The organism is Rhodoferax sp. U2-2l (genome assembly GCF_020594515.1).
Lineage (GTDB): Bacteria > Pseudomonadota > Gammaproteobacteria > Burkholderiales > Burkholderiaceae_C > Rhodoferax.
Map to the genome: position 1 here is coordinate 49,567 of NZ_JAJCTH010000011.1, position 24,393 is coordinate 73,959.

General features: G+C 63.3%; 24 protein-coding genes. 12 read left to right on the forward strand and 12 right to left on the reverse strand.

Annotated elements, in window-relative coordinates; translation table 11 throughout:
• Nucleotides 1-8: 8 nt before the first annotated feature.
• The 5 genes from LHU53_RS11180 to LHU53_RS11200 all read right to left on the reverse strand — a co-directional run bounded on the left by LHU53_RS11180 (nt 9) and on the right by LHU53_RS11200 (nt 6,924).
• Nucleotides 9-593 (reverse strand): chemotaxis protein CheB, encoded by a 585-nt coding sequence (locus LHU53_RS11180; RefSeq protein WP_227332739.1) that lies wholly within the window; start codon nt 591-593, stop codon nt 9-11.
• Nucleotides 590-1,957: a PAS domain-containing sensor histidine kinase gene (locus LHU53_RS11185; protein ID WP_370632275.1), complete on the reverse strand. Its 1,368-nt coding sequence runs from the start codon at nt 1,955-1,957 to the stop codon at nt 590-592. Before LHU53_RS11185 ends, LHU53_RS11180 begins: the two co-directional genes overlap by 4 nt.
• Before the next feature lie 30 nt (nt 1,958-1,987).
• Complete coding sequence (locus LHU53_RS11190) at nt 1,988-2,986, reverse strand: diguanylate cyclase domain-containing protein (protein WP_227332740.1); 999 nt, start codon at nt 2,984-2,986, stop codon at nt 1,988-1,990.
• Entirely contained in the window at nt 2,979-5,231 is a 2,253-nt protein-coding gene (locus LHU53_RS11195) for an ATP-binding protein (protein ID WP_370632276.1), read from the reverse strand. The genes LHU53_RS11190 and LHU53_RS11195 overlap by 8 nt, the downstream gene beginning before the upstream one ends.
• Before the next feature lie 238 nt (nt 5,232-5,469).
• Nucleotides 5,470-6,924, reverse strand: coding sequence for a diguanylate cyclase domain-containing protein (locus LHU53_RS11200; RefSeq protein ID WP_227332741.1), 1,455 nt, complete (start codon nt 6,922-6,924; stop codon nt 5,470-5,472).
• 251 nt (nt 6,925-7,175) lie between these two features.
• Here LHU53_RS11200 and LHU53_RS11205 point away from each other — a divergent pair, with 251 nt between their 5' ends.
• The 3 genes from LHU53_RS11205 (at nt 7,176) to LHU53_RS11215 (ending at nt 11,678) form a co-directional block, all read left to right on the forward strand.
• Nucleotides 7,176-10,298, forward strand: coding sequence for a chemotaxis protein CheB (locus LHU53_RS11205; protein ID WP_227332742.1), 3,123 nt, complete (start codon nt 7,176-7,178; stop codon nt 10,296-10,298).
• 224 nt (nt 10,299-10,522) lie between these two features.
• Nucleotides 10,523-10,741 carry a hypothetical protein gene (locus LHU53_RS11210; protein ID WP_227332743.1) on the forward strand — a complete coding sequence of 73 codons (219 nt, stop codon included), beginning with the start codon at nt 10,523-10,525 and terminating at the stop codon, nt 10,739-10,741.
• A 58-nt stretch (nt 10,742-10,799) separates the two neighbouring features.
• Nucleotides 10,800-11,678: a hypothetical protein gene (locus LHU53_RS11215; protein WP_370632279.1), complete on the forward strand. Its 879-nt coding sequence runs from the start codon at nt 10,800-10,802 to the stop codon at nt 11,676-11,678.
• A gap of 50 nt (nt 11,679-11,728) precedes the next feature.
• Here the strand turns inward: LHU53_RS11215 and LHU53_RS11220 are convergent, their stop codons facing one another.
• Nucleotides 11,729-12,013, reverse strand: a complete 285-nt coding sequence (locus LHU53_RS11220) for a hypothetical protein (RefSeq protein WP_227332745.1) — start codon at nt 12,011-12,013, stop codon at nt 11,729-11,731.
• A 239-nt stretch (nt 12,014-12,252) separates the two neighbouring features.
• Between LHU53_RS11220 and LHU53_RS11225 the strand changes: the two genes are divergently transcribed.
• Both LHU53_RS11225 and LHU53_RS11230 read left to right on the forward strand, forming a co-directional pair.
• Nucleotides 12,253-12,462, forward strand: coding sequence for a CsbD family protein (locus LHU53_RS11225; RefSeq protein ID WP_227332746.1), 210 nt, complete (start codon nt 12,253-12,255; stop codon nt 12,460-12,462).
• 43 nt (nt 12,463-12,505) lie between these two features.
• Complete coding sequence (locus LHU53_RS11230) at nt 12,506-12,922, forward strand: PRC-barrel domain-containing protein (RefSeq protein ID WP_227332747.1); 417 nt, start codon at nt 12,506-12,508, stop codon at nt 12,920-12,922.
• Between the two features lie 107 nt (nt 12,923-13,029).
• On the opposite strand, the gene LHU53_RS11235 is transcribed toward LHU53_RS11230, so the two are convergent.
• The 3 genes from LHU53_RS11235 to LHU53_RS11245 form a co-directional block, all read right to left on the reverse strand.
• Entirely contained in the window at nt 13,030-14,376 is a 1,347-nt protein-coding gene (locus LHU53_RS11235) for a sorbosone dehydrogenase family protein (protein WP_227332748.1), read from the reverse strand.
• Between the two features lie 38 nt (nt 14,377-14,414).
• Nucleotides 14,415-14,699: a hypothetical protein gene (locus LHU53_RS11240; protein WP_227332749.1), complete on the reverse strand. Its 285-nt coding sequence runs from the start codon at nt 14,697-14,699 to the stop codon at nt 14,415-14,417.
• A gap of 82 nt (nt 14,700-14,781) precedes the next feature.
• Nucleotides 14,782-16,167, reverse strand: a complete 1,386-nt coding sequence (locus tag LHU53_RS11245; RefSeq protein WP_227332750.1) for a lyase family protein — start codon at nt 16,165-16,167, stop codon at nt 14,782-14,784.
• A gap of 194 nt (nt 16,168-16,361) precedes the next feature.
• Here LHU53_RS11245 and LHU53_RS11250 point away from each other — a divergent pair, with 194 nt between their 5' ends.
• Together LHU53_RS11250 and LHU53_RS11255 are read left to right on the forward strand one after the other, a co-directional pair.
• On the forward strand, nt 16,362-16,913 hold the full coding sequence (locus tag LHU53_RS11250) for an NADPH-dependent FMN reductase (RefSeq protein ID WP_227332751.1): 552 nt from the start codon (nt 16,362-16,364) through the stop codon (nt 16,911-16,913).
• Nucleotides 16,910-17,161: a DUF2789 domain-containing protein gene (locus LHU53_RS11255; RefSeq protein WP_227332752.1), complete on the forward strand. Its 252-nt coding sequence runs from the start codon at nt 16,910-16,912 to the stop codon at nt 17,159-17,161. Before LHU53_RS11250 ends, LHU53_RS11255 begins: the two co-directional genes overlap by 4 nt.
• Before the next feature lie 127 nt (nt 17,162-17,288).
• On the opposite strand, the gene LHU53_RS11260 is transcribed toward LHU53_RS11255, so the two are convergent.
• Both LHU53_RS11260 and LHU53_RS11265 read right to left on the reverse strand, forming a co-directional pair.
• Nucleotides 17,289-18,200 (reverse strand): OmpA family protein, encoded by a 912-nt coding sequence (locus LHU53_RS11260; protein ID WP_227332753.1) that lies wholly within the window; start codon nt 18,198-18,200, stop codon nt 17,289-17,291.
• A 38-nt stretch (nt 18,201-18,238) separates the two neighbouring features.
• Nucleotides 18,239-18,613 carry a DUF4398 domain-containing protein gene (locus LHU53_RS11265; protein WP_227332754.1) on the reverse strand — a complete coding sequence of 125 codons (375 nt, stop codon included), beginning with the start codon at nt 18,611-18,613 and terminating at the stop codon, nt 18,239-18,241.
• Between the two features lie 101 nt (nt 18,614-18,714).
• Here LHU53_RS11265 and LHU53_RS11270 point away from each other — a divergent pair, with 101 nt between their 5' ends.
• On the forward strand, nt 18,715-19,341 hold the full coding sequence (locus tag LHU53_RS11270; RefSeq protein ID WP_227332755.1) for a nitroreductase family protein: 627 nt from the start codon (nt 18,715-18,717) through the stop codon (nt 19,339-19,341).
• Between the two features lie 16 nt (nt 19,342-19,357).
• On the opposite strand, the gene LHU53_RS11275 is transcribed toward LHU53_RS11270, so the two are convergent.
• Nucleotides 19,358-20,092, reverse strand: a complete 735-nt coding sequence (locus tag LHU53_RS11275; protein ID WP_227332833.1) for a FadR/GntR family transcriptional regulator — start codon at nt 20,090-20,092, stop codon at nt 19,358-19,360.
• 315 nt (nt 20,093-20,407) lie between these two features.
• Between LHU53_RS11275 and LHU53_RS11280 the strand changes: the two genes are divergently transcribed.
• Genes LHU53_RS11280 through kduD form a run of 4 tightly spaced genes read left to right on the forward strand, consistent with a single transcriptional unit; the run spans nt 20,408 to nt 24,352 of the window.
• Complete coding sequence (locus LHU53_RS11280) at nt 20,408-21,469, forward strand: Ldh family oxidoreductase (RefSeq protein ID WP_227332756.1); 1,062 nt, start codon at nt 20,408-20,410, stop codon at nt 21,467-21,469.
• Between the two features lie 53 nt (nt 21,470-21,522).
• Nucleotides 21,523-22,530 (forward strand): C-terminal binding protein, encoded by a 1,008-nt coding sequence (locus tag LHU53_RS11285; RefSeq protein ID WP_227332757.1) that lies wholly within the window; start codon nt 21,523-21,525, stop codon nt 22,528-22,530.
• A 12-nt stretch (nt 22,531-22,542) separates the two neighbouring features.
• Nucleotides 22,543-23,559 (forward strand): zinc-binding dehydrogenase, encoded by a 1,017-nt coding sequence (locus LHU53_RS11290; RefSeq protein WP_227332758.1) that lies wholly within the window; start codon nt 22,543-22,545, stop codon nt 23,557-23,559.
• Nucleotides 23,560-23,596: 37 nt separating this feature from the next.
• A complete protein-coding gene (gene kduD, locus LHU53_RS11295) occupies nt 23,597-24,352 on the forward strand; it encodes a 2-dehydro-3-deoxy-D-gluconate 5-dehydrogenase KduD (protein ID WP_227332759.1) in 756 nt (251 codons plus the stop codon).
• The last annotated feature ends 41 nt before the right edge of the window (nt 24,353-24,393 follow it).

A 24,393-nucleotide genomic window follows, 5' to 3' on the forward strand; every position in this document is an offset into this window, starting at 1 on the left:
TCATTTCATCACGACGGCTTGGCCGCGCCCGCCGTCTTGGCCAGCCGCACGATCTGCTGGGCAATGTCTTCCGGGGACAGCACAAAGTCAATACACCCGCTCTCGATGGCGCTTTGCGGCATGTCGGGTCGGCTGGCGGTAGCGGGTTTCTGGGCGATGGTGATACCGCCCGCTTCGCGGATGCCACACAACGCTTCGGCGCCATCCCCATCGTAGCCCGACACAATCACCGCCATCAGCTGCCCCGTCCAGTTGTTGGACAGCGAACGCAAAAACACCGTGATCACATCGGGCCAGCCGTAGGGTTTGGAGATGGGTGCCAGCCGAAACAAGCCGTCCTGCACATGCAGGTCGCGGTTGGACGGGATGATGAACACCTGGTTGGGTGACACCGGCAGGCCGTCGGTGATCAGCGTGACCGGCATGCTGGAAAACCGCAGCAGCACCTCATGCAGCTGGGTGGCGACCAGGGTGATGTGGTTAACGATGACCAGAGCCACGCCCATGTCGGGCGGCAGGTTTTTCAGCAGGCGGATGTAGGCGTCCAGGCCGCCTGCGGAACCACCCACGCACACAATTGGAAAATCTTTCATGATGCAACTCCTGCCAGCGCCAACTCAAACCAGAACACACTGCCGACCCCGACCCGACTGGTGGCGCCCACGCTACCGCCCATCATCTCGACCAGGCGCTTGCTCACCACCAGGCCAATGCCCGTGCCTTCCTGGGGCCCGCTCTCCTGGCCCAGCCGGTTGAACGGCTGGAACAGATTCGCCACCTGCTCGGGGGTCAGGCCCTTGCCATCGTCCTGCACGCTCAGGCGCAACCGCCCAGGCGCACTCACCAGGCAGCTCACCGTCACCGTGCCTTGCTGACGGTTGTATTTGATGGCGTTGGACAGCAGGTTGATCACCACCTGTTTGAAGCGGCGGCGATCCGCCTTCACCAGGATCGGGTGCGCCAATTCAGGGAACCGGATGGCGATGCCGCGGGCTGTGGCCTGCGGCTCAATCATGATCTGGCAGTCCGCCAGCATCTCACCCAGCGATTCGATCCCCATCGTCAGCGCCAGCTGGCCCGACTCGACGCTGGCGAGGTCCAGAATTTCATTCACCAGATCCAGCAGGTACCAGCCGCCGTTGATGATCTGGTCAATGGCTGACTTTTGTGCCGGTGTCGGTGGCGGAAGGCCGGCGTCCATCAGCTGGGCAAAGCCCAGGATGGCGTTCAGCGGTGAGCGCAGCTCGTGGCTCATGCTGGTCAAAAAATCCGACTTGGCGCAGTTGGCCTTGTCGGCCACCTGGCGGGCGAGGTCCAGCTCGGCGTTTTTGGCCTGCAGCGCCTCGTCCAGCCGCACCCGGTCCGACACATCGCGAAACATCACCCGGAACGTGGTCACCCCGGTGGGGTCGCGGGCCATGTTGGCCGTCAGATGCACCCACACCGCATGGCCGTCATCGCCAACCATCTGCAGCTCGCAGTTTTGCGCTGGCCCGCCAGGGTCCAGCGCGGCGCAACATTGCTCAAACACATGCCGCTGTGCCAGCGGCATGAAATGCGTCAGGCGCAGCTTGGTCAGGGCGCTGCGGGTCACCCCCAGCAGCTTGGCCGAGGTCAGGTTGGCCTCCAGAATCATGCCGTGGCTATCCACCGTGCAATACCCAACCGGGGCCAGGTCGTACAGGTCAAAGTAGCGCTCCCGCGCAGCCTCCAGCTCGCGGTGGACGCGGCGCAGTTCCTCGTTTTGCAGCTCCAGCTCGATCTGGTGCACCCGCAATTCATGAAACAGCAGCTGCGCGTCTTGCGGCTCCATCTCCGTGAGCATGTCCAGCGGCAGCGCCACCCTGGATTGGTGCCGGTCTTGCGCCCGGCGCCGTAACGATTGCAGCGCACCCACCGTGAACACGCGGTCATCGGTGACCTCGGGCAGGGCTTGCGGCGGTTGGTCAGGCTTCAAAAGGGGTCTTCTTTGCATGGCTGGCCTTCCCTAGCGAACAGTGTCTTGCGGTGTGTTGACCACCAGATCGGCTGGCAGGGCGGCATCGAAGGCGCATAACCGTCCGCGCCCCATGGCCTTGGCGCGGTACATGGCCAGGTCGGCTTGTCTGAGCACCTCGTCTGCCGGCGCCTGGGCGCCGAGAAAAATCACCGAGCCCACGCTCAACGAAGCCGCCACGCTGTGCCCTTGCAAATCAAACGGCTGCTGCATCATTTGCAGGATCTTGTGGGCCACGCTCTGCGCCTGCTGGGCGGCATCCGCCGCATTCTGGCCCAAGGCGTCAAGCAGCACCACAAATTCGTCACCCCCAAAGCGGGCCACACAGTCGCCCTCACGCACACACAGCAGCAGGCGTGCGCTGACCTGCTGCAGCAGCTGGTCGCCCACGTCATGGCCCAGCGTGTCGTTGAGCTGCTTGAACTTGTCCAGGTCCATGAACATCAGCGCGCAGTGGTTGTGCGTGCGCGCCGACGACAGCCGGGACTGGTTGAGCCGGTCCATCAGCAGGCGCCGGTTGGCCAGGCCGGTCAGCGCGTCCTGCAGCGCCATGGTTTCCAGCGTGTTCACCGCGTTGGACAGCTTTTTGTGCAACAGGCGCACTTCCAGCAGGTTGTGGATGCGGGTCTTCAGCTCTTCGAGCTCAAACGGTTTGGCGATGAAGTCCTTGGCACCCGCTGCCAGTGCCCGCAACTTGTGGCCGGGTTGCACGGTGATGGCCAGCACCGGCACATAACCTTTGGCTTGCGTTTCAATCTGGGCCAGCCCCGCCATCACCGCAAAACCGTCCATGCCGGGCATTTGCAGGTCCAGCAGGATCAGGTCAAAGTTGTTCGCGCGGTGCAAGTCGCACACCGCAAACGGGTCCTGGGTGGACATCACATGGCGGTAACCCACGGCTTGCAGCAGCTGCTCCAGCAGCAGCACATTGGCACCCCTGTCGTCCACGATCAGGATGCGGGCGTCCATCACGTCGGGTTTGTCACGCATCATCCACCTCACAAGGCACGCAGCTGTGTTGCTGGCGGCGGGCCAGTGCCAGCCCGTCATCCAGGGCATCCATGAACTCGGTCACCCGGATCGGCTTGGTCAGGTAATGAAGGAAACCTGCCGCCAGCCCGCGCGCCATGTCGCTAGGCATGGCGTTGGCGCTCAGGGCCAGCACCGGGATGTGCGCCGTGGACGGGTCCTCCTGCAAAATTTTGAGCGCCTGCAGGCCGCTGATGCCGGGCAGGTTGATGTCCAGCAGAATCACGTCGGGCTGGTGCAGGCGCGCCAGGGCCATGCCGCGGGTGGCGTCTGCGGCACCCAACAGCCGCAGGTCGGGCCGGCGCGCAATGAGCTGCTGCACCAGTTCCATGTTGGCGCGGTTGTCTTCCACATACAGCACCGTGCGCACGGTGGCCAGCGGCGCGGCTGGCGTGGTGGCTGCCAAGGGCAGGTCGCCCTCAAGCCCGGCAAACTGCGGCGCGCCGATCAGCGCCACCTCCATCCAGAACACGCTGCCCACACCCACGGTGCTGCACACACCGATCTCGCCGCCCATCTGCGCCACCAGGCGCTTGCTCACCACCAGGCCAATGCCGGTGCCTTCTTCGTCGCTGTTTTCGCGGCCCAGGCGGTTGAACGGCTGGAACAGCTGCGCCACCTTGTCGGCGCTCAAGCCCTCGCCGGTGTCCTGCACGCTGATGCGCAGGCGCCCACCGGGGCGCTCGCTGCAGGTCACGGTCACGCTGCCGCCCTGGCGGTTGTATTTGATGGCGTTGGACAGCAGGTTGATCACCACCTGTTTGAGGCGGGTGCTGTCGGCACTGACAAAACACGGCACCGCCATCTGGCCAAAATGCAGCGTCACCATTTTTTTCTGCGCCAGTGGTGTCATCAGCGTCTGGCAGTCTTGCAACACCTCGGGCAGCGACACCGCTTCGCTTGAGAGCGCCATGCGCCCGGATTCGATCAGCGCCAGGTCCAGCACCTCGTTGATCAGCTTGAGCAGGTACCAGCCGGCGCGCAAAATTTGCTCGATGCTGGCCTTTTGCGAGGCGGTGGGCGCGGGCGTGCCCGACTCCATCAGTTGCGCAAAACCCAGAATGGCATTGAGCGGCGAACGCAGCTCGTGGCTCATGCCCGACAAAAACTCGGACTTGGCCTGGTTGGCCTTGTCGGCGGCGGCACGGGCGGTTTCGAGCTCGGTATTTTTGTCGCGCAGGGTCTGGTCCAGATGCGCACGCTCCACCTCGGCGGCACGCCGGGCGGTGTTGTCGGTGCCAATCAGCAGGTAACCAATGATCGCCTCCAACTCGTCACGCAGCGCGGTGACCGACACCAGGGCGGGCAGGCGGCTGCCGTCCTTGCACAGGTAGGTCAGCTCGTAAATGTCTTCAATGCCGCGCGAGGCCTTGAACACCAGCGCCTCAAAGCCAGGCGCGATGTCGGCATCCAGCTCCTGGCTGAGCGACTGCGCGCGCGCCACCAGCTCTTGCGGGTCGGAGATGTCGGCGGGGGTGATGCGGTTCATCACCTCGGGCGCGGTGTAACCCAGCATGCGCTCGGCGCCGACGTTGAAAATCTGGATCACCCCGCTGGCATCGGTGGCAATGCTGGAGAAGTTGGCGCTGTTGCCGATGGCGTTTTGCAGCGCACTGACCTGGCGCAGCGCCAGTTGGGCGGCGTATTCCTCGGTGACATTGCGAAACACCAGCACGGCACCCACCACCGCACCGTCCGGGTTGCGAATCGGGACGCAACTGTCAGAGATGTCGTACTCGGCACCGTCACGGGACAGCAACACCGCGCGGTTGGCCAGACCCTGGGTGGTGCCGTGCGCCAGCGTGGCGGCGACCGGCACCAGAACGCTCTGGCGGGTCAGCTTGTGGACGATCTTGAACACCTCCTCAACCGGCTGCCCCAGCGCCTGCGCCAGCGTCCAGCCGGTGAGTTTTTGCGCCACCGGGTTGAGCAGCGTCACGCGGGCCTGGGCGTCGGTGGCAATCACCGCATCGCCGATTGCGTTGAGGGTGGCAGCCAGTTTTTGGGCGTCGTCCTGCGCCTGCCGGTTGGCCCGCACCAGTTGGCGCTGGCTGGCGCCTTGCATCCCGAAGATGGCCAGCAGCAGCACGATCAGCACCAGCGCCTGGACCTGGGGGTAGACCGCCAACCAGTCAACCAACACCATCGCAGCGACCAGCAGCAGCGCAACGGCCAGCCAGATCATTTGTTTGGAAGGGGATTTCAAAGGTATCGCCAAGTGAAGCCAGCCTGTGTCGGCCCGGTGTGGATGTGCCTTCAGCATACCGGTCCCGCCTGGCTGAATTGGTGCGCTGTCGCACATAAAGTGATCTTAAAAGCCGGATGGGCCCGGATTCATGGATCCCGGATCACGTCCGGGATGACCGCCGGGTGGCTGCGGATTAACGGCTGTCATTGCGGGGCGACGACCCGCCATCCATGCCCCCGGATTCATGCCCCGGATGTCAGGGCTGTGCGTTGGCGCTGACAAAACAGACGGCATTGCGGCCAGCCTCTTTGGCCTGGTACATGGCGGCGTCGGCGGCTTTGAGCACTTCGTCCTGGGTGACGTGTGCCCCCTGAAACACCACCAGGCCGATGCTGGCCGTGCAGTGGTGCGTCACCACCTTGGTCGTCAAGTCTTCCTGCACCACGCTCAGCACATACGGCCGGGCCAACTGGTGGCGAATCTTGTCTGCCAACACACGGGCCTGATCGGTGGCCTGCGCCGGGTAGGTGCTCAACTCGGCCAGCAACACCACAAACTCGTCGCCACCAAAACGCGACACGGTATCGACCTGGCGCACACAGGCCGTGAGGCGGTTGGCCACCTCGACCAGCAGCAGGTCGCCCACGGCGTGGCCGTGGTCGTCGTTGAGCGGCTTGAAGTTGTCCAGGTCCAGAAACAGCAGCGCACCAAAACAAGCCGAGCGTTTGCCCATGGCCAGCGCCTGGCTGATCCGGTCATCGAGCAGACGCCGGTTGGCCAGATGGGTCAGCGGATCAAAAAACGCCAGCTGGCGCACCTGGTCTTGCAGCAGCTTGCGCTGGGTGATCTCGCGGGTGATGCCTTGGTAGCCCACGATGGCACCTTGGGCGTCCAGCTCCGGGCGCGAGTACACCTCACCCCAAATCAGCCGACCGTCCTTGCAGCGGTGCTCCAGCTCCAGATTCACAAAGGGTCTGCGCAGGCCTTGCGCCCGGGCTTGCTGGGCCTCGCGCATGACGGCTTTGACCTGCGCCACACCTGCGTCGGTGAACATCTCGAACACATGGCGGCCCACCACCTCGTCGGCTCTGAAACCGCGCAACAGCTCATCGGACGGGCTGATGTAAGTCACCATCAGGTGGCCGTCGGTCCGCCAGAGCACGTCCTGGGTGTTTTCAGTCAGCGAGCGGTACAAGGCTTCGCTGGCTTGCAAGGCGCGGGTGCGCTCGGCCACCAAGGCTTCGAGCGCCTGATTTTTCTCTCGCAGCGTGGCCAGTGGGTACACCTCGCCGTCTTGCGCCGCAGGGTAAGGGATCGAAATACCGCTGTGCACGATCTGCCACTGGGCGCCTTCTTGCCGGAACACCAGCACCAGTCGCGCCACCTCGTTGGCCAGCACATGGTCTTGGACCGGCAGGTGGATGTGGAACGCCGCCGTGCACATGACCACCTCGGGGCTGAGATCTTGCGCCACGTAGTCCAGCAGCTCGATACGGATGCGCCCGGGCACCTGGGCAAAATCCTGCCGGGTGATGGCTTGCCAGGCTTGCCGGTCTTTCACCAAGAAGTCGTCGCTGCCGGTGTAGCCGCTGAAGTTGTCGCTGAAACGCTCGGTGAGCCGCGCATCACGCGCGGCATACATCTCGATGTACTCGTCAAACAGCGCCCGGATGTGCTGGTGGCGGTCAGTGGGGTAGGCAGAGCTGGCCATGGTGGGCTTGCGCCGAAGTGGAATGGACCCCGATTATGGTCAAGCGGCTATAGCTCCCTTTGGTGAACGCCGACATCCCGGCATCTGACCCACGGCAGGATGCCCGAAAAATTCATGCCAGACAGGCCTCAAGCAGCCATGGACAAGGGTTTCAAGCTATTATTTTTCAAAAACATCCCAGCCCCTACACTCAGACCGGGGCCAGCGCCATCGCGTCGCCCTACACCACCGGTCAGATAAGGAGTGCCTCCATGGCAAAGAAAATAGCGGGCGCAACCGCAGCGCCAGCCCAAGCCCAGTCGCCAGCTTCCACGCCCGCAGCGCTCAAACCAGCGCCGATCAAAACCGCAGCGGCCAGTGTGCCGCCCGCTGCTTCCGCCCCGCCTGACAGCTTTCCCATCGTCGGCATTGGCGCCTCGGCCGGCGGGCTGGCGGCTTTTGAGGCGTTTTTCTCGGGCATGCCCAAAGACGCCGCACCGGGCATGGCATTTGTGCTGGTGCAGCACCTGGCGCCTGACCACAAGAGCATGCTGGCCGAGCTGATTCGCCGCTACACCCCGATGCCGGTGGTCGAAGTCGAAGACGCCATGACGGTCCAGGTCAACCACGTCTACATCATTGCCCCCAACCACGACATGGCGCTGCTGCACGGCTGCCTGCAGCTGCTGGAGCCCACCGCGCCGCGCGGACAGCGCCTGCCGATCGACTTTTTCTTCAAGTCGCTGGCAGTCGACCAGCACGGGCGCGCCATTGGCATCGTGCTCTCGGGCACCGGCAGCGACGGCACGGTGGGGGTGCGCGCCATCAAGGACGCGGGCGGCATGGTGATGGCTCAAACGCCCGAGAGCACCGAGTTTGATGGCATGCCGCGCAGCGCCATCGCCACCGGCATGGTCGACTATCTGCTGGACGCCTCCGAGATGCCCGCGCAGCTGCTGGTTTACGTGAAATACGCGTTTGGCCAGTTCTCCACCCATTCGGACCGGCCGATTCAGATCAATGAGAGCGCTTTGCGCAAGATCTTTGTGGTGCTGCGCACCCAGACCGGGCATGACTTTTCGCAGTACAAGCCCAGCACCATCCACCGGCGCATCGAGCGGCGCATGTCGGTGCACCAGATCAGCAAGATCGACGACTATGTGCGTTACCTGCAGCAAACGCCCGACGAGGCCGAGGCGCTGTTTCGCGACCTGCTGATCGGGGTGACCAATTTTTTCCGCGACCCCGAAGCGTTTGCGGCGCTGGAGGCGCAGGTCATCCCGATGCTGTTTGCCGGCAAACCGACCCAGGGCGGTGTGGTGCGCATCTGGGTGGCGGGCTGCTCCACCGGCGAAGAGGCGTATTCGATCGCCATCCTGCTGCAAGAGTACATGGAGGCGGTCAAACAAAGTTACACCGTGCAGGTGTTTGCCACCGACATTGACAGCCGCGCTGTTGCCTTTGCCCGCGCCGGGCTGTACCCGCTGGGCATTGCGGGTGACATCACGCCGCTGCGCCTGGCGCGTTTTTTCACGCCCGAGCCCGACGGCGGTGGCTACCGCATCCACAAAAGCATCCGCGACATGCTGGTGTTCTCAGAGCAAGACCTGATCAAGGACCCGCCGTTTTCCCGGCTGGACCTGATCACCTGCCGCAATCTGCTGATTTACCTCGGCGCCGAGCTGCAAAAGCGGCTGATCCCGCTGTTTCACTACGCGCTCAACCCGCAGGGGCTGCTGTTTTTGGGCACCTCGGAAGGCATTGGCGACTTTCTGACGCTGTTTGGCGCGCTGGACCGCAAGGCCAAAATTTACCAGCGTAAAAACACCGACCTGGCCACGGTGCGCACACCCAGCCGGTATTTGCCACCGCTCTCGGCGCTGGAAGCGGCGCTGCCACGCGGGCCGGGCAAGGACACGTTTGCGGTCAAGCTGCCGCTGCGCGAGCTGACCGAACAGGCTATGCTGGCCCAGGTGGCACCGGCGGGCGCGCTGGTCAACAGCCTGGGCGACATCCTTTACCTGCATGGCCGCACCGGCATGTACCTGGAGCCGACCCCGGGCGAGGTCGGCGTGGCCAATGTGATCAAGATGGCGCGCGAAGGCCTGCGCCCGGCGCTCTCGAACGCGCTGCACCGCTGTGTGGCGGTGCAGGAGCCGGTGCGCACGCCGGGCCTGCGGGTGCGCACCAACGGCCACTTCACCCGGGTCAACCTGAGCGTGTGCCCGGTGCCCGTCAACGTACCTGCCACCAGCCTTCCGGTCGACGCCGAAGCATTGTGGCCCCCCAGCGCCAAAGAAGCCCATTTGTACCTGGTGATTCTGGAAGAAGCGCCTGAGCCCCCCCCTGAAGCGGCGCCAGCGACCGCCCCGAACGGCACCTCCGCCGACACCACCCTGCCCCTGGGTGCCGACGCGGCGGCACAGATTGCGGCGCTGCGCGAGGAATTGCGCGCCAAGGAGGAGTACCTGCAAAGCACCCACGAAGAGCTGGAAAGCTCCAACGAGGAGCTGAAATCCAGCAACGAAGAAATGCAGTCGGTCAACGAAGAACTGCAAAGCACCAACGAAGAGCTGGAAACCTCCAAGGAAGAACTGCAGTCAGTCAACGAAGAGCTGTCCACCGTCAACTACGAGCTCAACTCCAAGGTGGACGACCTGTCGCGCCTGAACAATGACATGAACAACCTGCTGGCGGGCACCGGCATTGCCACCGTGTTTGTGGACCACCAGTTGCGCATCCTGCGCTTCACGCCCATGGCGTCCAAACTCATCAACCTGATTGCTGGCGACGTGGGCCGACCGGTGGGCCACATCGTCTCGAACCTGGTGGGTTACACCGGGCTGGTGGCCGACACCCAGGGTGTGCTCGACACCCTGGTGCCCAAAGACGTGCAGGTGCAGACCACCGATGGCGCCTGGTTCACCATGCACATCCGCCCCTACCGCACGCTGGACAACGTGATCGAGGGCGCGGTGATCACCTTCAGCGACATCAGCGAGCTCAAGCGCGCGGAAGCCGCGCTGGCCGAGGCCAACCAGCGCGCCCGCCTGGCCGTGGTGGTGAACGACGCATTTGACGCCATCACCACCACCGACCTGCAGGGCCACATCCTGGCCTGGAACCCGGGTGCCGAACGCCTGTATGGCTGGACCGAGGCCGAGGCGCTGCACTTGAACCTGCCCGAGCGCATTCCGCCAGCGCTGATGGGCGAGGCCCTGGAGCGGCTCAAACAGCTCAGCGAGTCCAAAGTGCTGGGGCTGCACCACACCCAGCGGCTGACCAAAAGCGGCGCGGCGGTGGACATCACCTTGGTAGCCACCCCGCTTGTGAATGCCCAAGGCAAGGTGTACGCCATTGCGACCACGGAGCGATTGCGCGACACAGACGCCTGACTGACATGGCGGCGAATGCATCGGCTCGTTCGCACCACCGAGCTGGTTGAATTCTGCGCTGTCCTGGCGGACTTGATCCGCCATCCATGCCCCCTGTCTTTTGGCACCGGCGTGTGCTGGCGCACAGACCGCGCCTGGCCAACAGACCCATAATGACTTCCGCCTGTCGCTGCGTCACCCGTGGCGACAATCAAAACATCCATTCAACGTCAGGAAAATTCGCCATGAAACTCAATACACGTCTCTCTACCGGTCTGTCGGTCATTTTCCTGGTGGCCAGCGTGGGCCTGGCTGGCTGTGCCGGCATGACACGCCAAGAAAAAGGTACCGCCACTGGCGCCGTGATTGGCGGCGTGGCTGGCAACGTGCTGTGCGGTGGCTTGGCCTGCACCGGCGTGGGCGCTGCCGTGGGCGGTGTGGTCGGCCACCAGGTCACCAAGTAAATAGCAGGTCTTTCCTGTACCGAAGGGCGATTCCTTGAACGGGGTCGCCCTTCGTCGCATGGCGAGCGCGCTGGGGCTGGCAGCCTGTGTGCTGGCAGGCCCGGCGCTGGCGCAGGCACCCACCCAGCCAGACGCCGCGCAGGCGCTGCGCACACAACGCCAGACCCTGCGCGCACAACTCGAACACAACATCTTTGCACGGCCCTTGGTGTTGCAGTCGTCCGAGACCTCAGACGGTTTGCGCGGCGACATTTACGCGCTGGTGGCGTTCCCGTTTGCGCAGGTCAGCCGCGCGCTGCAAGACCCGCCGCAATGGTGCGAGGTGATGATCCTGCACCTCAACACCAAATACTGCCACGCCACCCAAGGGCCGCAAGGTGCGGTGTTAAACGTCAACATCGGCAGCAAAACCCCGCAGGAACTGGCCCAGGCCAGCCGCGTGGTGTTCAGCTTTGCGGTGGCTGCCACACAACCCGATTATTTTGAAGTCGCGCTGCGCGCCAGCCAGGGCCCGCTGGGCACCAGCAACTACCGGATAACGCTGCAGGCCGTGGCTTTGCCCGACAACCAGACTTTTTTGCACCTGACCTACGCCTACAGCGCCGGTCTGGCAGCCAAGCTGGCCATGCAGGGCTACCTGGCCACCGTGGGCAGCGACAAGGTGGGGTTTACCATGGCAGGCGCGCCAGTGAATGGCCAGCCCGCCTGGACCCGCGGCGTGCGCGCGCTGGTGGAGCGCAACACCATGCGTTATTACCTGGCCATTGACAGCTATCTGGCGTCTGCCAAACAGCCCGCCGATCAACGCTTTGAGCACAGCCTGCAAGCCTGGTTCACCGCCTCAGAGCGCTACCCGCGCCAGCTGCATGAGATCGAACGGCCCGCCTATCTGACGATGAAGCGGGCCGAACATCTGCGACAGCAAACCGCGCAATAACCGGCTGAAGGTGTCATGGCGGACTGGATCCGCCCTCCATGCCCAATGTCTTAAAGCTGTGACTTGAAGTAGCTAAACGAGTGCACAAACGCGTCACGAATCTTGTCCATTTCAGCGACCATGCCGTCCCAGGCCGACTCGGTGCTGGCTTGCATGTCGGCGAGTTTGGCTTTGGCCAGTTCGGATTGGTCGTGCAGCTTGGCCATCTCGGCCTTGTATTTGTCGCGCACGTCTTCGCGCGCTTCCTGCGCACGCAGCTCCAGCTTGCCCATTTGCAGGTTCAGCTCGTCGAGCTGAAGTTTCATTTTGGCGATGTAGGCGTCTCGGGTGGTCATGATGGTTGCTCCTGGTTGACTCAATGGGGGGGGGCAGCAGAACGGCTGCTTTCCTGTTGCAGCTTAGGCAGACGGCCAAGGCCTGTCGGTGCGCTTGCGCACGCAGTAGCCGGCAGGCGGCAGACGCCTGTCAGTGTGTATGCAAGCGCACCGACGCGCCACCCGGCCGTGGCTAATCTTGGTACAGAGTCTGGATCAGGCTCCTGTTCGTCTCCATCCACTTTTTACAAGGAATCATCATGAACAAAGACCAAGTCAAAGGCCAGGCCAAAGACATCGCTGGCAAGGTCCAGGAAGCCGCTGGCAAACTGGTAGACAGCAAAGAACAGCGCGCCAAAGGCGCCAAGTTGCAGGTAGAAGGCAAGTTGCAAAAGGGTTACGGCGATGCCAAGGAAGCTACCGAGGACGCCCGCGACGCGGTGAAAAAAGCCGTGAAATCAAGCACTTGACCCCTGCCCGCCTGCTTCGCCCCCCCAACAATAGGAATTGACCATGAACTATGTAGAACGTGACAGTTTTGGCATGTACGCTGTTGCCGACAGCAACGGCCCCGGCCCCCGTCTGATGGGTGCCGACACCCTGATGGGCAACGATGTGTTCAATGACCAGGGCGAGGATCTGGGCGACATCAAGGAGATCATGCTCGATGTGCGCGCTGGGCGCATCAGCTACGCGGTGCTGTCGTATGGCGGCGTTCTGGGCATTGGCGACAAGCTGTTTGCCGTGCCGTGGGAAGCGCTGACCCTGGACACCGAGAACAAACGTTTCACCCTGGATGTGGCCAAAGAGCGTCTGGAAAATGCCCCCGGCTTTGACAAGGACAACTGGCCCAACATGTCGGACCAGACCTGGGCCAAGGATGTGCACGACTACTACGGCACCACCGCGCCAGCAACCCAGGCGCTGTGATCGGGTTGACCAGGCTTTTGGGCGGCAAAACCTGCCCCGAGGCTTGGTGTGATGACCCGGTGCAGCCACCAGCGATTCGCCTTTTTTTAAGCGCGGATCGCTTTTTTTTACAAGCCCGGCGCGCTGACCCGCCACACCACATTGCCCACATCGTCTGCCACCAGCAGCGCGCCCTGTTTGTCCAGCGCCACGCCCACGGGTCGGCCATACGCTTTGCCGTCCTGGCTGAGAAAGCCAGTCAACACGTCGATGGGTCGGCCAGCAGGCTGACCGTTGGCAAAGGGCACAAACACCACGTTGTAGCCACTGTGCGGCTGGCGGTTCCAGGAACCGTGTTGGCCGATGAACATGCCGTTGGCAAAAACCGGCCCGAGCGTGTTGCCCTTGGCAGAGGCCAGGCCGAGCGGCGCCACGTGGGCGCCCAGGCCGTAGTCCGGCATCAGCGCCTGCGCCACCAGATCGGGTCGCTGCGGTGTCACCCGCGTATCCACATGCTGGCCAAAGTAGCTGTACGGCCAGCCGTAAAAACCACCGTCGCGCACCGACGTCAAATAATCAGGGACCAGGTCGTTGCCAAGTTCGTCACGCTCGTTCACCACCGTCCACAAGGCGCCGCTGGTGGGCTCCCAGGCCAGGCCGTTCGGGTTGCGCAGGCCGGTGGCAAAAAAGCGGTGTAGGCCGGTGGTGATGTCCACCTCCCAGATGGCGGCGCGCCCGGCTTCCACCGCCATGCCACGTTCAGCCACATTGCTGTTGGAGCCCACGGTGACATAGAGTTTGCTGCCGTCTGCGCTGGCGATCAGGTTTTTGGTCCAGTGGTGGTTGATCGGGCCGCCTGGCAAATCAATCACCTTGGTGCCCGCCGCCAGAATTTGGGTGGTGCCGTCCGTGTACGGAAAACCCAGCACCGCGTCGGTGTTGGCCACGTACAAGCTGCGCCCCACCAGCGCCATACCAAAGGGCGAGTTCAGCCCCGCCAGCAACACCGAGCGCACATCGGCCACACCGTCGCCATTGGTGTCGCGTAACAAGGTGATGCGGTTGGCGCTGGGCACGGTGGCACCAGCGCGCTTCATCACCAGGCCCATGACCCAGCTTTTGAAACCTTTGGCGCCTTCTGGCTTGGGCGGGGCGTTACTTTCAGCCACCAGCACGTCGCCATTGGGCAGCACATACAGCCAGCGCGGATGGTCCAGGCCACTGGCAAAAGCTGCCACTCGGGTGCCGGATGCAGATGTTGGTGCCATGCCAACGGGCCAGCCCGTGGCGGGCGCGATGTTCACGGTGGGAATCAGAGAGCGATCGGGGGCGGGCAATGGGGGCTGCGCGCCCACACCCACCTCAGCGCCGGGTAAGCGTGTCGGGCTGCAGCCAGCCAGCGCGGCCAGCAGCAGGCCGACTGACAGGTTCAAGCCGGGAGACCGTCGGCTTTGGCGAGCGGCAGGGCTGCGCATGCCAGTTGCTCGCTGACGAGCACTCAAGGCTAATCAGGTCAGTTGGCTGGCGCGGATGCCGGTGGCGTCACGATCACCGTGGTGCCACTGCCTGTGTTGCCGGTAGCGCCTGTGGCGCCCTGATCACCTGTCGAGCCGGTGGCGCCTTGTCCACCTGTGGCACCTTGCCCGCCGGTTGCACCCTGATCGCCGGTCGCACCTGTGGGGCCGGCCGGGCCGGGCACCACAACGGTGGCCGGGGCGGGTGTGACCACCGTGGCACGCTCACAGGCGACCAGGCTCAGTGTGGCGATCACGGCGGAAATCAAGAGGGTGTATTTCATGGTGTGTCCTTTAAAAACTGCAGCTTAGGTGCTTGTGGCGGCGCTGTCGGTGGGCTGGCGAACACAGCGGGGTTGGTGTGGTTCAGGGGCCACGCATCAAGTCCGTCTGCGGGGTGCCCAGCATGTGACGCGCATCCACCCAGGCATCAAATTGCTCGGCGGTCACCATGCCCAAGGCCAGCGCGGCCTGGCGCAGTGTGGTGTGGTGGGTTTGCGCATGTTGGGCAATGGCGGCCGCGCGGTCGTAGCCAATGTGCGGCGCCAGCGCCGTCACCAGCATCAGCGAGCTTTGCAGCAGCGCGTCGACACGCGCCTGGTTGACCACCATGCCGACCACACAAAACCTGGCGAAACTGCGCATGGCATCGGCCAGCAAGCGCAGGCTGTCGAGCACGTTCAGGGCGATCAGCGGTTTGTAGACGTTGAGTTCAAACTGGCCCTGACTGGCGGCAAAACTGATCGCCACGTCATGCCCCAGCACCTGTGCGCAGACCATGGTCAGCGCCTCCACCTGCGTCGGGTTCACCTTGCCGGGCATGATGGAGCTGCCGGGTTCGTTTTGCGGCAGCGTGACCTCACCCAGCCCGGCGCGCGGGCCGCTGCCCATCAGGCGCAGATCGTTGCCGATCTTGGTGAGCGCCACCGCCAGCATCTTCAGGCTGGCGTGCAAGGCCACCAGCGCTTCATGCCCCGCCATGGCGGCAAACAGGTTGCTGGCCTGGCGCAGCGGCAAACCCAGCTGATTTGCCAACATGGCACACACACGGGCGCCAAATTCCGGGTGGGTGTTGAGACCGGTGCCGACCGCCGTGCCGCCCAGGGCCAGCGTGTGAACCGCGCCCAGCGCAAACACCAGGCTGTCGCGGCACAGCCTGAGTTGGGCGCCATACCCCCCCAACTCCTGGCCCAGCGTGACCGGGGTGGCGTCTTGCAAGTGGGTGCGGCCGATCTTGACCACAGACTCAAATGCCTGCGCCTGGGCAGCCAGCGCCGCACGCAACTCGTCCAGCGCGGGCAGCAGGGTCTGTTGCGTTGTCAGTGCCACCGCGATGTGCATGGCGCTGGGAAACACGTCGTTGGACGACTGGCCCAGGTTGACGTCGTCATTGGGATGCACCAGCGGGGGGCCGCTGCCGCCCTGCCCCAGCGCCCGACTGGCGAGTGTGGCAATGACTTCGTTGACATTCATGTGGCTCTGGGTGCCCGAGCCGGTTTGCCACACCGACAGCGGAAATTCGCCATCCCATTCGCCGTGCGCCACCCGCTGGGCGGCGTCGGCAATGGCTTGCGCCTTGCGGGGGTCTTGCAACTGCAGGTCGCGGTTGACGCAGGCGCTGGCCCACTTGATCCAGGCCAGCGCGTGGATGATGTCGAGCGGCATGCGCTGCTCGCCAATGGCAAAAAAATGCAGGCTGCGGGCGGTTTGTGCGCCCCACAACACCCCGGCGTGCAACGTGTCTGGATTCATGGCGGCATCCCTTTCATCAACAAGGTGTGATCCCAAGAACCGTTTTGAAAAACCCTTGTGTGCCAACACGGTAACCACTTCAAGCCAGGCTGTTGATACCCGCGACGCTTTGATGGTCATCGGCCGGCCACCGTTCGCTGGCGCACAGTCACCTGCACAGTGCTGACGCACCATCCTTTTTTTTGGAGAAAACCATGGCCCCTATCCATATCGCCGTTTTTGTGGGCAGTCTTCGACAGGACTCGTTCAACAAAAAACTCGCCACCGCGTTGACCCGGCTGGCACCGACTGATTTCACCTTCCAGCAGATCCAGATCGGCGACCTGCCGCTGTACAACCAGGACGACGACGCGCAGCAGGCGGTGCCCGTGCTGCGGCTCAAATCGGAGATCCAGGCCGCCCAAGGCCTGCTGTTTGTCACGCCGGAGTACAACCGCTCGATGCCCGGTGTGCTGAAAAACGCGATCGACCATGCCTCGCGCCCCTATGGCGCCAGCGCCTGGGCAGGCAAGCCCGCCGGTGTGCTGGGCGTGTCGGTGGGTGCCATCGGGACCGCGCTGGCGCAGCAGCACCTGCGCAATGTGCTGGCCTATCTGGACGTGCCCACGCTGGGCCAGCCCGAGGCCTTCATCCAGGCCAAGGACGATTTATTTGACGTTGACGGCAACATTGGGGCCGGCAGCAAAACGTTTTTGCAAGGCTGGATGGACCAGTATGTGGCCTGGGTCCGCAGGCACGCAGCATGAACACGACCCTCCCCCACTTCAGCGATCTGTTTGCGCAGCTGGGTCTGCCCAATGACGACCAGAGCATTGCCCGGTTTCTGGCCCGGCACGCCCCGCTACCGGCGGGCAATCGGCTGCCCGATGCGACGTTCTGGACCCCCGCGCAGGCCGCCTTTCTGCGCGAATCCCTGAGCCAGGATTCAGACTGGTCCGGCGTGGTGGACCAGCTGGGCAAAGCGCTGCAAGGCGACATCGATCCAAAACCCTGATCACGCGCGAGCGGGCGTCAGCACCATGACAACGGGCAGCGCAACTGTGTGTTGCGCTGCCCGAATTCGCCTCAGTGGCAGGTATGGACGGCCAGGCGACGGCTGTGCGCGTCGCCCCGGGTGGGCATCAGCGGGCCCGGATCTGGCCGCTGTCGTCCGACAAAACGATCTCGACCCGGCGGTTCAACTGGCGGTTTGGCGCCGTGTCGTTGGCGGCCACCGGGAAGGCCTCGCCATAACCTTGCATGGCAATACGGCCCGGTGCGATGCCAAACTGCGTCAGCGCCGTTTGCACGGCGGTGGCGCGGCGCAAGGACAGCGCCTGGTTGTAGTCCGACGCACCGGTGCTGTCGGCAAACCCTTCGATCAGCACATTGCGCATGGGGTTGTTTTGCAGAACGGTGGCAAGCTTTTGGGCACTGGCCATGCCCGCGCTGGTGAGTTGCGACAGATCGGTGCCAAACAACACGTCACCCAGGGTGATGACCAGGCCGCGCTCGGTCTTTTTGGCGGCCAGATCACTCAGCTGGGCTTCCAGTTGGGCGTTGCGCGCTTGCGCGGCGGCGGCTTCGTCCTGGGCCAGCAGGGTTTGCTGCTTGGCGTTGGCGGCATCGTTCTGGGCAATCACTGCGGCCTGATTGGCCGTGTTGGCCCGGATCTGGGCGGCGTTGGCTTCGTTGGTGCGCTGGTCCAGCACCAGCTGGTCACGCTGTTTGCCAGCGTTGGCCACCTCGGCCTCGGCGACCTTGCGTTTGGTGACTTCCTGCGTCAGGGCAATTTTTTGCCGCGCCAGGTAGGCCAGCCGGTCGATCTCGGCGTCGCTGTCACGCTCGGCGGCGCTGGCGTTGGCTTGGGTCATGGCGTCGGTGGCCAGTTTCATCTCCATAGGGGCGTAGGTGGCCACGGCCGGGCTGGCTTGCGCCATGCGGTATTCGGCGCGGGTCTGGTCGAGCAAGGAGGTGGCTTTGGGCGTGGAGCCGCAGGCTGCCAGCAAGGCGGCCACGGCCAGAACGATGGGGGTGAGGTAGTTGTGTTTCATAAGAAAGTCCAGTGGGTGTGGGTGGGGTGAACGGCGCTTCAGTTGTTGCGCTCAAGCTCGGTGCGCAGCACACGGATGTCGTCTTGCAGCGCATTGGCCGCGGCCTGTGCCTTGGCGGAATTGGCCTTGCTCTGGGCCAGCTTGGCATCGACCTCGGCCTGGGCGGCGAGTTCTCGCGCCAGCTTGTAGTCTTTGTCGGCCATGGCCTTGTTGGCCAGCGCCATCTTGTCGCGCGCAGCCATCATCTCGACCGGTGCGTATTGCACACCGCCGGCACCGGCGGCGTTGTCAACGGCGGCTTTTGAAACCGCCACATCGGCGGTGGCGGGGGTTTTCAGGCTGCTGCAGCCCACGGCCAACACGGCGGCCAAGCCCAACAAAGCTGCGAGCCAGCGGCTTGAGGTTATCGTCATCGTTCATCTCCTGTAAGTCCATCAAGCGCAGGATCACTCTTGATACCGGGGGTTATAGGCGGATGGGGGCCGCCGGTCTGTTCGCTGGCACACTAGCGGCCATGACCAACCCAACACCCTCCAGCACTGCCGATGACGCCTGCGCAGACCGTTCAGAAGAAACCAGTTTTGCGCTGAACCTGATCACCACGCGCCAAAACATCTCCCCCCGGCGGCTGGTGGCGCCCGGCCCGAGCGCAGATCAGGCCCATGACCTGTTTCTGGCGGCCGCTGCTGCGCCCGACCATGGCGAGATCAGGCCATGGCGCTTTGTGCTGGTGCCGCCAGACAAGCGCCCGTTACTGGCCGATGTGTTTGCCCAGGCCCTGGTGGACCGCGATGCCGAGGCCACCGAGCAACAAATCGCATCAGCGCGCGAAAAAGCCTTCCGGGCACCATTTCTGGCGCTGGCGATTGCCCGCCTCGGCCCGGCCGAGCCCGACATTGACCCGCTGGAGCGCATGGTGTCGCTGGGCGCCGCGATTCAGAACATCCTGCTGTGTGCCCACAGCATGGGGTTTGGCAGTGGTCTGACCAGTGGCCAGGCGATGCGCGCCGAGCCGCTGCGCCAGCTGTTTGCGCTCAGCGAGGGCGAACAGGCGGTGTGTTGCATCAATGTGGGCACGGTGTCCAAACGCAAACCCGCGCGTGTGCGGCCTGCGCCGCCGGACTTTGTGGGCAGCTTGTAAAGCGGCCAGGCGGGCGTTATCGCCAGCTTTGTGAAAACACCTTGATGACCCGCTCCAGGTGCGCGCGCATGGCAGCCCGTGCCGCGAACGGGTCGCGAGCGAGCAAGGCGTCAAAAATCAACTGGTGGTCGTGCTGCGAGGCCTCGCGCATGTCCGCCGAGTGAAAGTGCTGGTCCATCTTGTTCCAGACCGGGCTTTTGGTCTGGTTGCACATGGCGGTCACCATCTGCAGCAACACACTGTTGCCCGTGGCATCCGCAATACAGACATGGAAACGCCGGTCGGCCGCGATGTTGGCAGCCTTGTCGTCAATGTAGAGGCGCATGTCCGCCAGGGCCTCAAAAATCCGGTCCAGGTCGGAGTCCTTGCGGGTTTCAGCGGCCACAAAGGCCACTTCGGATTCGATGAGGCAACGCGCCCTGAGCAACTCAAACGGACCCGGGCCTGACTCGGGCATGAAGGCGGTCGTGCCGTAAACCCGCACAGGTGGTTGGACCAGATACGCCCCGGAGCCACCACGCACCTCCACAATACCGTGGAGTTCCATGGCGATGATGGCCTCCCGCACCGAGGTTCGGCTGACCTCAAATTGGTCAGCCAGTGCGCGCTCGGAGGGCAACCGGTCGCCCGGTTTGAGACCGGATTTGGTCAACAACTCGCCAATCTGGTTGGCCAGTCGAAGATACGCGCGGTCAACATTGACGTCATCCACAAGCTCTGTGCCTTGCACGCCGGGTGTCATCAGTTCCATTGCCATAGATATGCCTATCCCTGTAAATACCGCCCAGGCCGTGCCGTGGACGCCATCAAGATGCTAACAGGCCGCGCAAACCAAACACTGCCGACAAGGGCCGGGACGCTGGCTGCAACCACGGCCCACCCGCACCCGCCTCAAGGAGGCAGTCAACATCTTAATTGGTATACCAAAAATCCATCTAATGGTTTACCACTACAACAAATGTGGAAACCAGGACTAAACTCCCGCCGAAATATACGTTTGGTGGTCAGACCACCGAGTTTCAAGTAACTTTTTGGAAACGTTGCTTAGCCGTAACGTCAACGCGCCATGACCCTCCGTCCCGCGGTCTCAGTACAAGAACTGACTCGGTTCTCGCAAGACTTGTTGTCAGCAGCCGGTATGGCAGACGACAAAGCCGCCACGGTGGCGCGACTGCTGACCTTGACCGACATGATGCAGCGCCATACCCACGGCACGGCGCTGATTCCGCTCTATATCGACCAGCTCAACAACCAGCTGATGACAAAAGACGGCGAGCCTGAGGTGGTCAAGGACACCGGCTCCACCCTCGTCTGGGACGGCCACTACCTGCCCGGGCTCTGGCTGGTGGACAAGGCCTTGAACATCGCGTTTGAGCGGGTCAAAGAACACGGCGTGGTCACCGCGGTCATGCGGCGCAGCCACCACATTGCCTGCCTGGCGGCACTGGTCAAACAGGCCACCGACAAGGGCTACGTGGCGATTCTGGCCACCTCCGACCCGAGCGGCAAATTTGTGGCCCCTTTTGGTGGCCGCGAGCCAGTGATGACGCCCAACCCGTTTGCCATCGGTTACCCCGGCACCAAGGGGCCGGTGCTGGTGGACATTTCTGCCTCGATCACCACCGTGTCGATGGCCCGGACCAAGGCCGCTGCCGGCGTGGATTTTGATCACCCCTGGCTGATCGACAACCAGGGTAACCCCACCACCGACCCACGGGTGCTGGAGCAGACCACACCGCGCGGCTCCTTGTTGCTGCTGGGCGGTGCCGAATACGGTCACAAAGGGTTTGGCCTGGCGCTGATGGTGGAGGCGTTGACCCAAGGTTTGTCGGGCCAAGGGCGGCTGGACGCGCCCAAACGCTGGGGTGGCAACGTCTTTCTGCAGCTGCTGGACCCAGAGGCGTTTGCAGGTACTGAGAGCTTTGTGGCACAGATGGACTTCACCGGCGACGCCTGCCGCGCCAGCGCACCCGCCCAAGAAGGTGTTCCGGTCAGGCTGCCGGGTGATCAAGCGGATCGCAACATCTTGCGCGCCCAGACAGAAGGCATCCAGCTGAGCGAGGCCACACTGACCAAACTCGCCGCGTGTGCCGCCACACTTGGCGTGGCACCGCTGTCTGCCGCCTGAGGGTGGCTCCCAACAGTTAGCGTTTTTTTCTTTTTTGTAGCGGGTGGTCCATCATGGCGGTTACTGAACCTACATCCCCAGCAGCTGGTGTCAACCAGCCTGGCAACCAACACGCGGTGCTGATCGTGGATTGTGATCACGCCTCAGTGGACATCGAGCGAGCCGTGCTGGCCGACATTTGCCCGGATGTACCGTGGTTGCGCTGCAAGACCGAAGACGATGTCATTGCCCAATGCGCCGAGGCCGAGGGCTTGATCATCATGTATGCGCCCATGACGCGGCGCGTGCTGGCGCAACTGCCCAAATGCAAAGTCATCGTGCGTTATGGCGTGGGGGTTGACACGGTCGACCTGAAGGCCGCTGCCGAGCTGGGCATTGTGGTGAGCAATGTGCCCGATTACGGCACCCACGAGGTGTCTGACCATGCGCTGGCGATGATGTTGTGCCTGACCCGCAAGATCGCTTTGGCCAACACGCTGGTGAAAAGCGGCCAGTGGGACTTCCGGCTGATGCGCCCGATCCACCGCCACCAGGTGCAGAGCATCGGCATTCTGGGCATTGGCCGCATCGGCAGCGCCATGGCGCACAAGGCGCATGCGCTGGGCATGAAGGTGTTGGCGCATGACCCCTTTGTGGACCCCGCCACCCGCCCCGACTACGTGGAGTTTGTCAGCCTGGACGACCTGCTGCGCCGATCAGACGTGGTGTCGGTGCACTGCCCGCTCAACGACAGCACACGCTATTTGCTCGACGCGGCCAAGCTGCGCCTGATGAAACCCAGCGCCTACCTGATCAACACGGCCCGCGGATCGATTGTGGATGAGACCGCCCTGAACACCCTGTTGGAAGACAAACTGCTTGCTGGCGCGGCACTCGATGTGCTCAGCACGGAGCCCGGCTCGCCCGCACATCCCTTGTTCCAACACGACAACTTTCTGGTGTCGCCTCACATGGCCTGGCATTCGCAAGAGTCGGCACAAGAACTCAAACGCAAGGCCGCGGAAGAAACCCGACGCGTTCTGCGTGGTGAAACCCCGATGTACCAAGTCAACCAATTCTGAGGAGACATGTTCATGAAAAGTATTCAATATAAGGCCACGCAGCACGTTGAAATGGCCGACAAAAGCGTGCCGGAACCAGGCGCGGGCGAAGTGCTGATCAAGGTCGCCTACGCCGGTGTTTGCGGCTCGGACATGATCATTTATCAGGGCGTACACCCCCGCGCCAAGGCGCCGCTGGTGATGGGCCACGAGTTTTCCGGCACCATCGTCAAAGGGCACAGCACCTTGCCACCCGGCACGCCGGTCACGGTGTACCCGCTGGTGAGCTGCGGCACCTGTGCACCGTGCAAAAACGGCTACGCCCATGTCTGCAATACCCTGCGGCTGATTGGTATCGACTTTGACGGCGGCATGGCTGAATTCGTCAAGGTGCCGGAAGACAAGGTGATGCCGATCCCGGTGGGCTTCTCGCTCAAACTCGGCGCTTTCATTGAACCCGTCGCGGTCGGTGTGCATGCGGTTGGCCGCTCGGGTTACCAACCCGGCGACAGCGCCGTGGTGTATGGCGCGGGCCCGATTGGCCTGTGTGTGGCCGGTTGCCTGCAGTACTTTGGCGCGTCCAAAGTGATGGTGGTGGAAGCCAACCCAAACCGCCTCAAAGTGGCGCAGGAGCTTGGTTTCATCACCATCGATGCGGCCAAGGACGACATCAAGGCCAAGGTGCTTGAAGTGACCCAGGGCCGTAATGCCGACCTGACCTTTGACTGCGCCGCCCACCCCAGCGTGCACACCAGTATTTTGGACGTGCTGCGGGTGCAAGGCACCAGCGTGGTGGTCGGCTCTTACAAAAAGCCGCCGGAAGTGGACCTACTCAAAGTTGAGTTCAAGGAACTCACCCTGGTGGGCACCCGCGTGTACGAGCGGCGCGACTTTGAGGTGGCGATTGCCATCCTGCAAAGTGGGCGGGTCAACTTTGAGCGGCTGCTCACCGTGGCCACGCCAGAAGAGGCGCCCGAGCAGTTCCGCAACCTGCTGACGGGCAACACCGACGCCATCAAGATGCTGTTTCAGCTTGAGGCGCAAGCCTGATCAGCAGCTGCTCACCTGAATACTTCAAGGAACTGACATGCTCGACATTTTTAACCTCCAGGGCAAGGTCGCCCTGTTCACTGGCGCCAGCCGCGGTCTCGGTAAATCCATGGCCGTGGGTCTGGCGCAGGCCGGTGCCGATGTGGCCGTGGTCGGCCGCCATCACGACCAGGATGTGCTCGACCAGATCAGCGCCGCCGGGCAACGCGCCAAGTTCTACGAATTTGATCTGGCCAACATCGACGGCATTCCCGCTCTGGTGGCCCAGGTCAAGGCTGACTTTGGCCACATCGACATCCTGGTCAACAACGCCGGTGTGCAAAGCCGCCACAAGGCTGCCGAGTTTCCGCGTCAAGACTGGGACTTTGTGGTTGGCGTGAACATGAGCGCGGTCTTTTTCATGTGCCAGGAAGTGGGCAAACTCATGCTCGCGCAAGGCAAGGGCAAGATCATCAACATCGCCTCGCTGCTGTCGTTCCAGGGCGGTCTCACCGTGCCAGCCTATGCGGCCAGCAAGGGCGCCGTGGCGCAATTCACCAAGTCGCTGTCCAACGAATGGGCCAGCCAGGGCGTCAACGTGAACGGCATTGCGCCGGGTTACATGGACACCGACATGAACACCGCGCTGCTGGCTGACGCCAACCGCAGCCGCCAGATTTTGGAACGCATTCCCGCTGCCCGCTGGGGCCGCCCCGAAGACATGGTGGGTGCCGCCGTGTACCTGGCCTCCAACGCGTCCGACTACGTCAACGGCACCATCCTCACCGTGGATGGTGGCTGGATGGGGCGCTAGACAACCCGCCCACCCGCGCTGTCCCGAATGCAACAGAACGG

Bases quoted from the DNA above. Each gene is read 5' to 3' on its own strand.
- LHU53_RS11180 (WP_227332739.1), bottom strand. From the start codon at position 593: ATGAAAGATTTTCCAATTGTGTGCGTGGGTGGTTCCGCAGGCGGCCTG.
- LHU53_RS11190 (WP_227332740.1), bottom strand. From the start codon at position 2,986: ATGCGTGACAAACCCGACGTGATGGACGCCCGCATCCTGATCGTGGAC.
- LHU53_RS11200 (WP_227332741.1), bottom strand. From the start codon at position 6,924: ATGGCCAGCTCTGCCTACCCCACTGACCGCCACCAGCACATCCGGGCG.
- LHU53_RS11205 (WP_227332742.1), top strand. From the start codon at position 7,176: ATGGCAAAGAAAATAGCGGGCGCAACCGCAGCGCCAGCCCAAGCCCAG.
- LHU53_RS11210 (WP_227332743.1), top strand. From the start codon at position 10,523: ATGAAACTCAATACACGTCTCTCTACCGGTCTGTCGGTCATTTTCCTG.
- LHU53_RS11215 (WP_370632279.1), top strand. From the start codon at position 10,800: ATGGCGAGCGCGCTGGGGCTGGCAGCCTGTGTGCTGGCAGGCCCGGCG.
- LHU53_RS11220 (WP_227332745.1), bottom strand. From the start codon at position 12,013: ATGACCACCCGAGACGCCTACATCGCCAAAATGAAACTTCAGCTCGAC.
- LHU53_RS11225 (WP_227332746.1), top strand. From the start codon at position 12,253: ATGAACAAAGACCAAGTCAAAGGCCAGGCCAAAGACATCGCTGGCAAG.
- LHU53_RS11230 (WP_227332747.1), top strand. From the start codon at position 12,506: ATGAACTATGTAGAACGTGACAGTTTTGGCATGTACGCTGTTGCCGAC.
- LHU53_RS11235 (WP_227332748.1), bottom strand. From the start codon at position 14,376: ATGCGCAGCCCTGCCGCTCGCCAAAGCCGACGGTCTCCCGGCTTGAAC.
- LHU53_RS11240 (WP_227332749.1), bottom strand. From the start codon at position 14,699: ATGAAATACACCCTCTTGATTTCCGCCGTGATCGCCACACTGAGCCTG.
- LHU53_RS11245 (WP_227332750.1), bottom strand. From the start codon at position 16,167: ATGAATCCAGACACGTTGCACGCCGGGGTGTTGTGGGGCGCACAAACC.
- LHU53_RS11250 (WP_227332751.1), top strand. From the start codon at position 16,362: ATGGCCCCTATCCATATCGCCGTTTTTGTGGGCAGTCTTCGACAGGAC.
- LHU53_RS11255 (WP_227332752.1), top strand. From the start codon at position 16,910: ATGAACACGACCCTCCCCCACTTCAGCGATCTGTTTGCGCAGCTGGGT.
- LHU53_RS11260 (WP_227332753.1), bottom strand. From the start codon at position 18,200: ATGAAACACAACTACCTCACCCCCATCGTTCTGGCCGTGGCCGCCTTG.
- LHU53_RS11265 (WP_227332754.1), bottom strand. From the start codon at position 18,613: ATGACGATAACCTCAAGCCGCTGGCTCGCAGCTTTGTTGGGCTTGGCC.
- LHU53_RS11270 (WP_227332755.1), top strand. From the start codon at position 18,715: ATGACCAACCCAACACCCTCCAGCACTGCCGATGACGCCTGCGCAGAC.
- LHU53_RS11275 (WP_227332833.1), bottom strand. From the start codon at position 20,092: ATGGAACTGATGACACCCGGCGTGCAAGGCACAGAGCTTGTGGATGAC.
- LHU53_RS11280 (WP_227332756.1), top strand. From the start codon at position 20,408: ATGACCCTCCGTCCCGCGGTCTCAGTACAAGAACTGACTCGGTTCTCG.
- LHU53_RS11285 (WP_227332757.1), top strand. From the start codon at position 21,523: ATGGCGGTTACTGAACCTACATCCCCAGCAGCTGGTGTCAACCAGCCT.
- LHU53_RS11290 (WP_227332758.1), top strand. From the start codon at position 22,543: ATGAAAAGTATTCAATATAAGGCCACGCAGCACGTTGAAATGGCCGAC.
- kduD (WP_227332759.1), top strand. From the start codon at position 23,597: ATGCTCGACATTTTTAACCTCCAGGGCAAGGTCGCCCTGTTCACTGGC.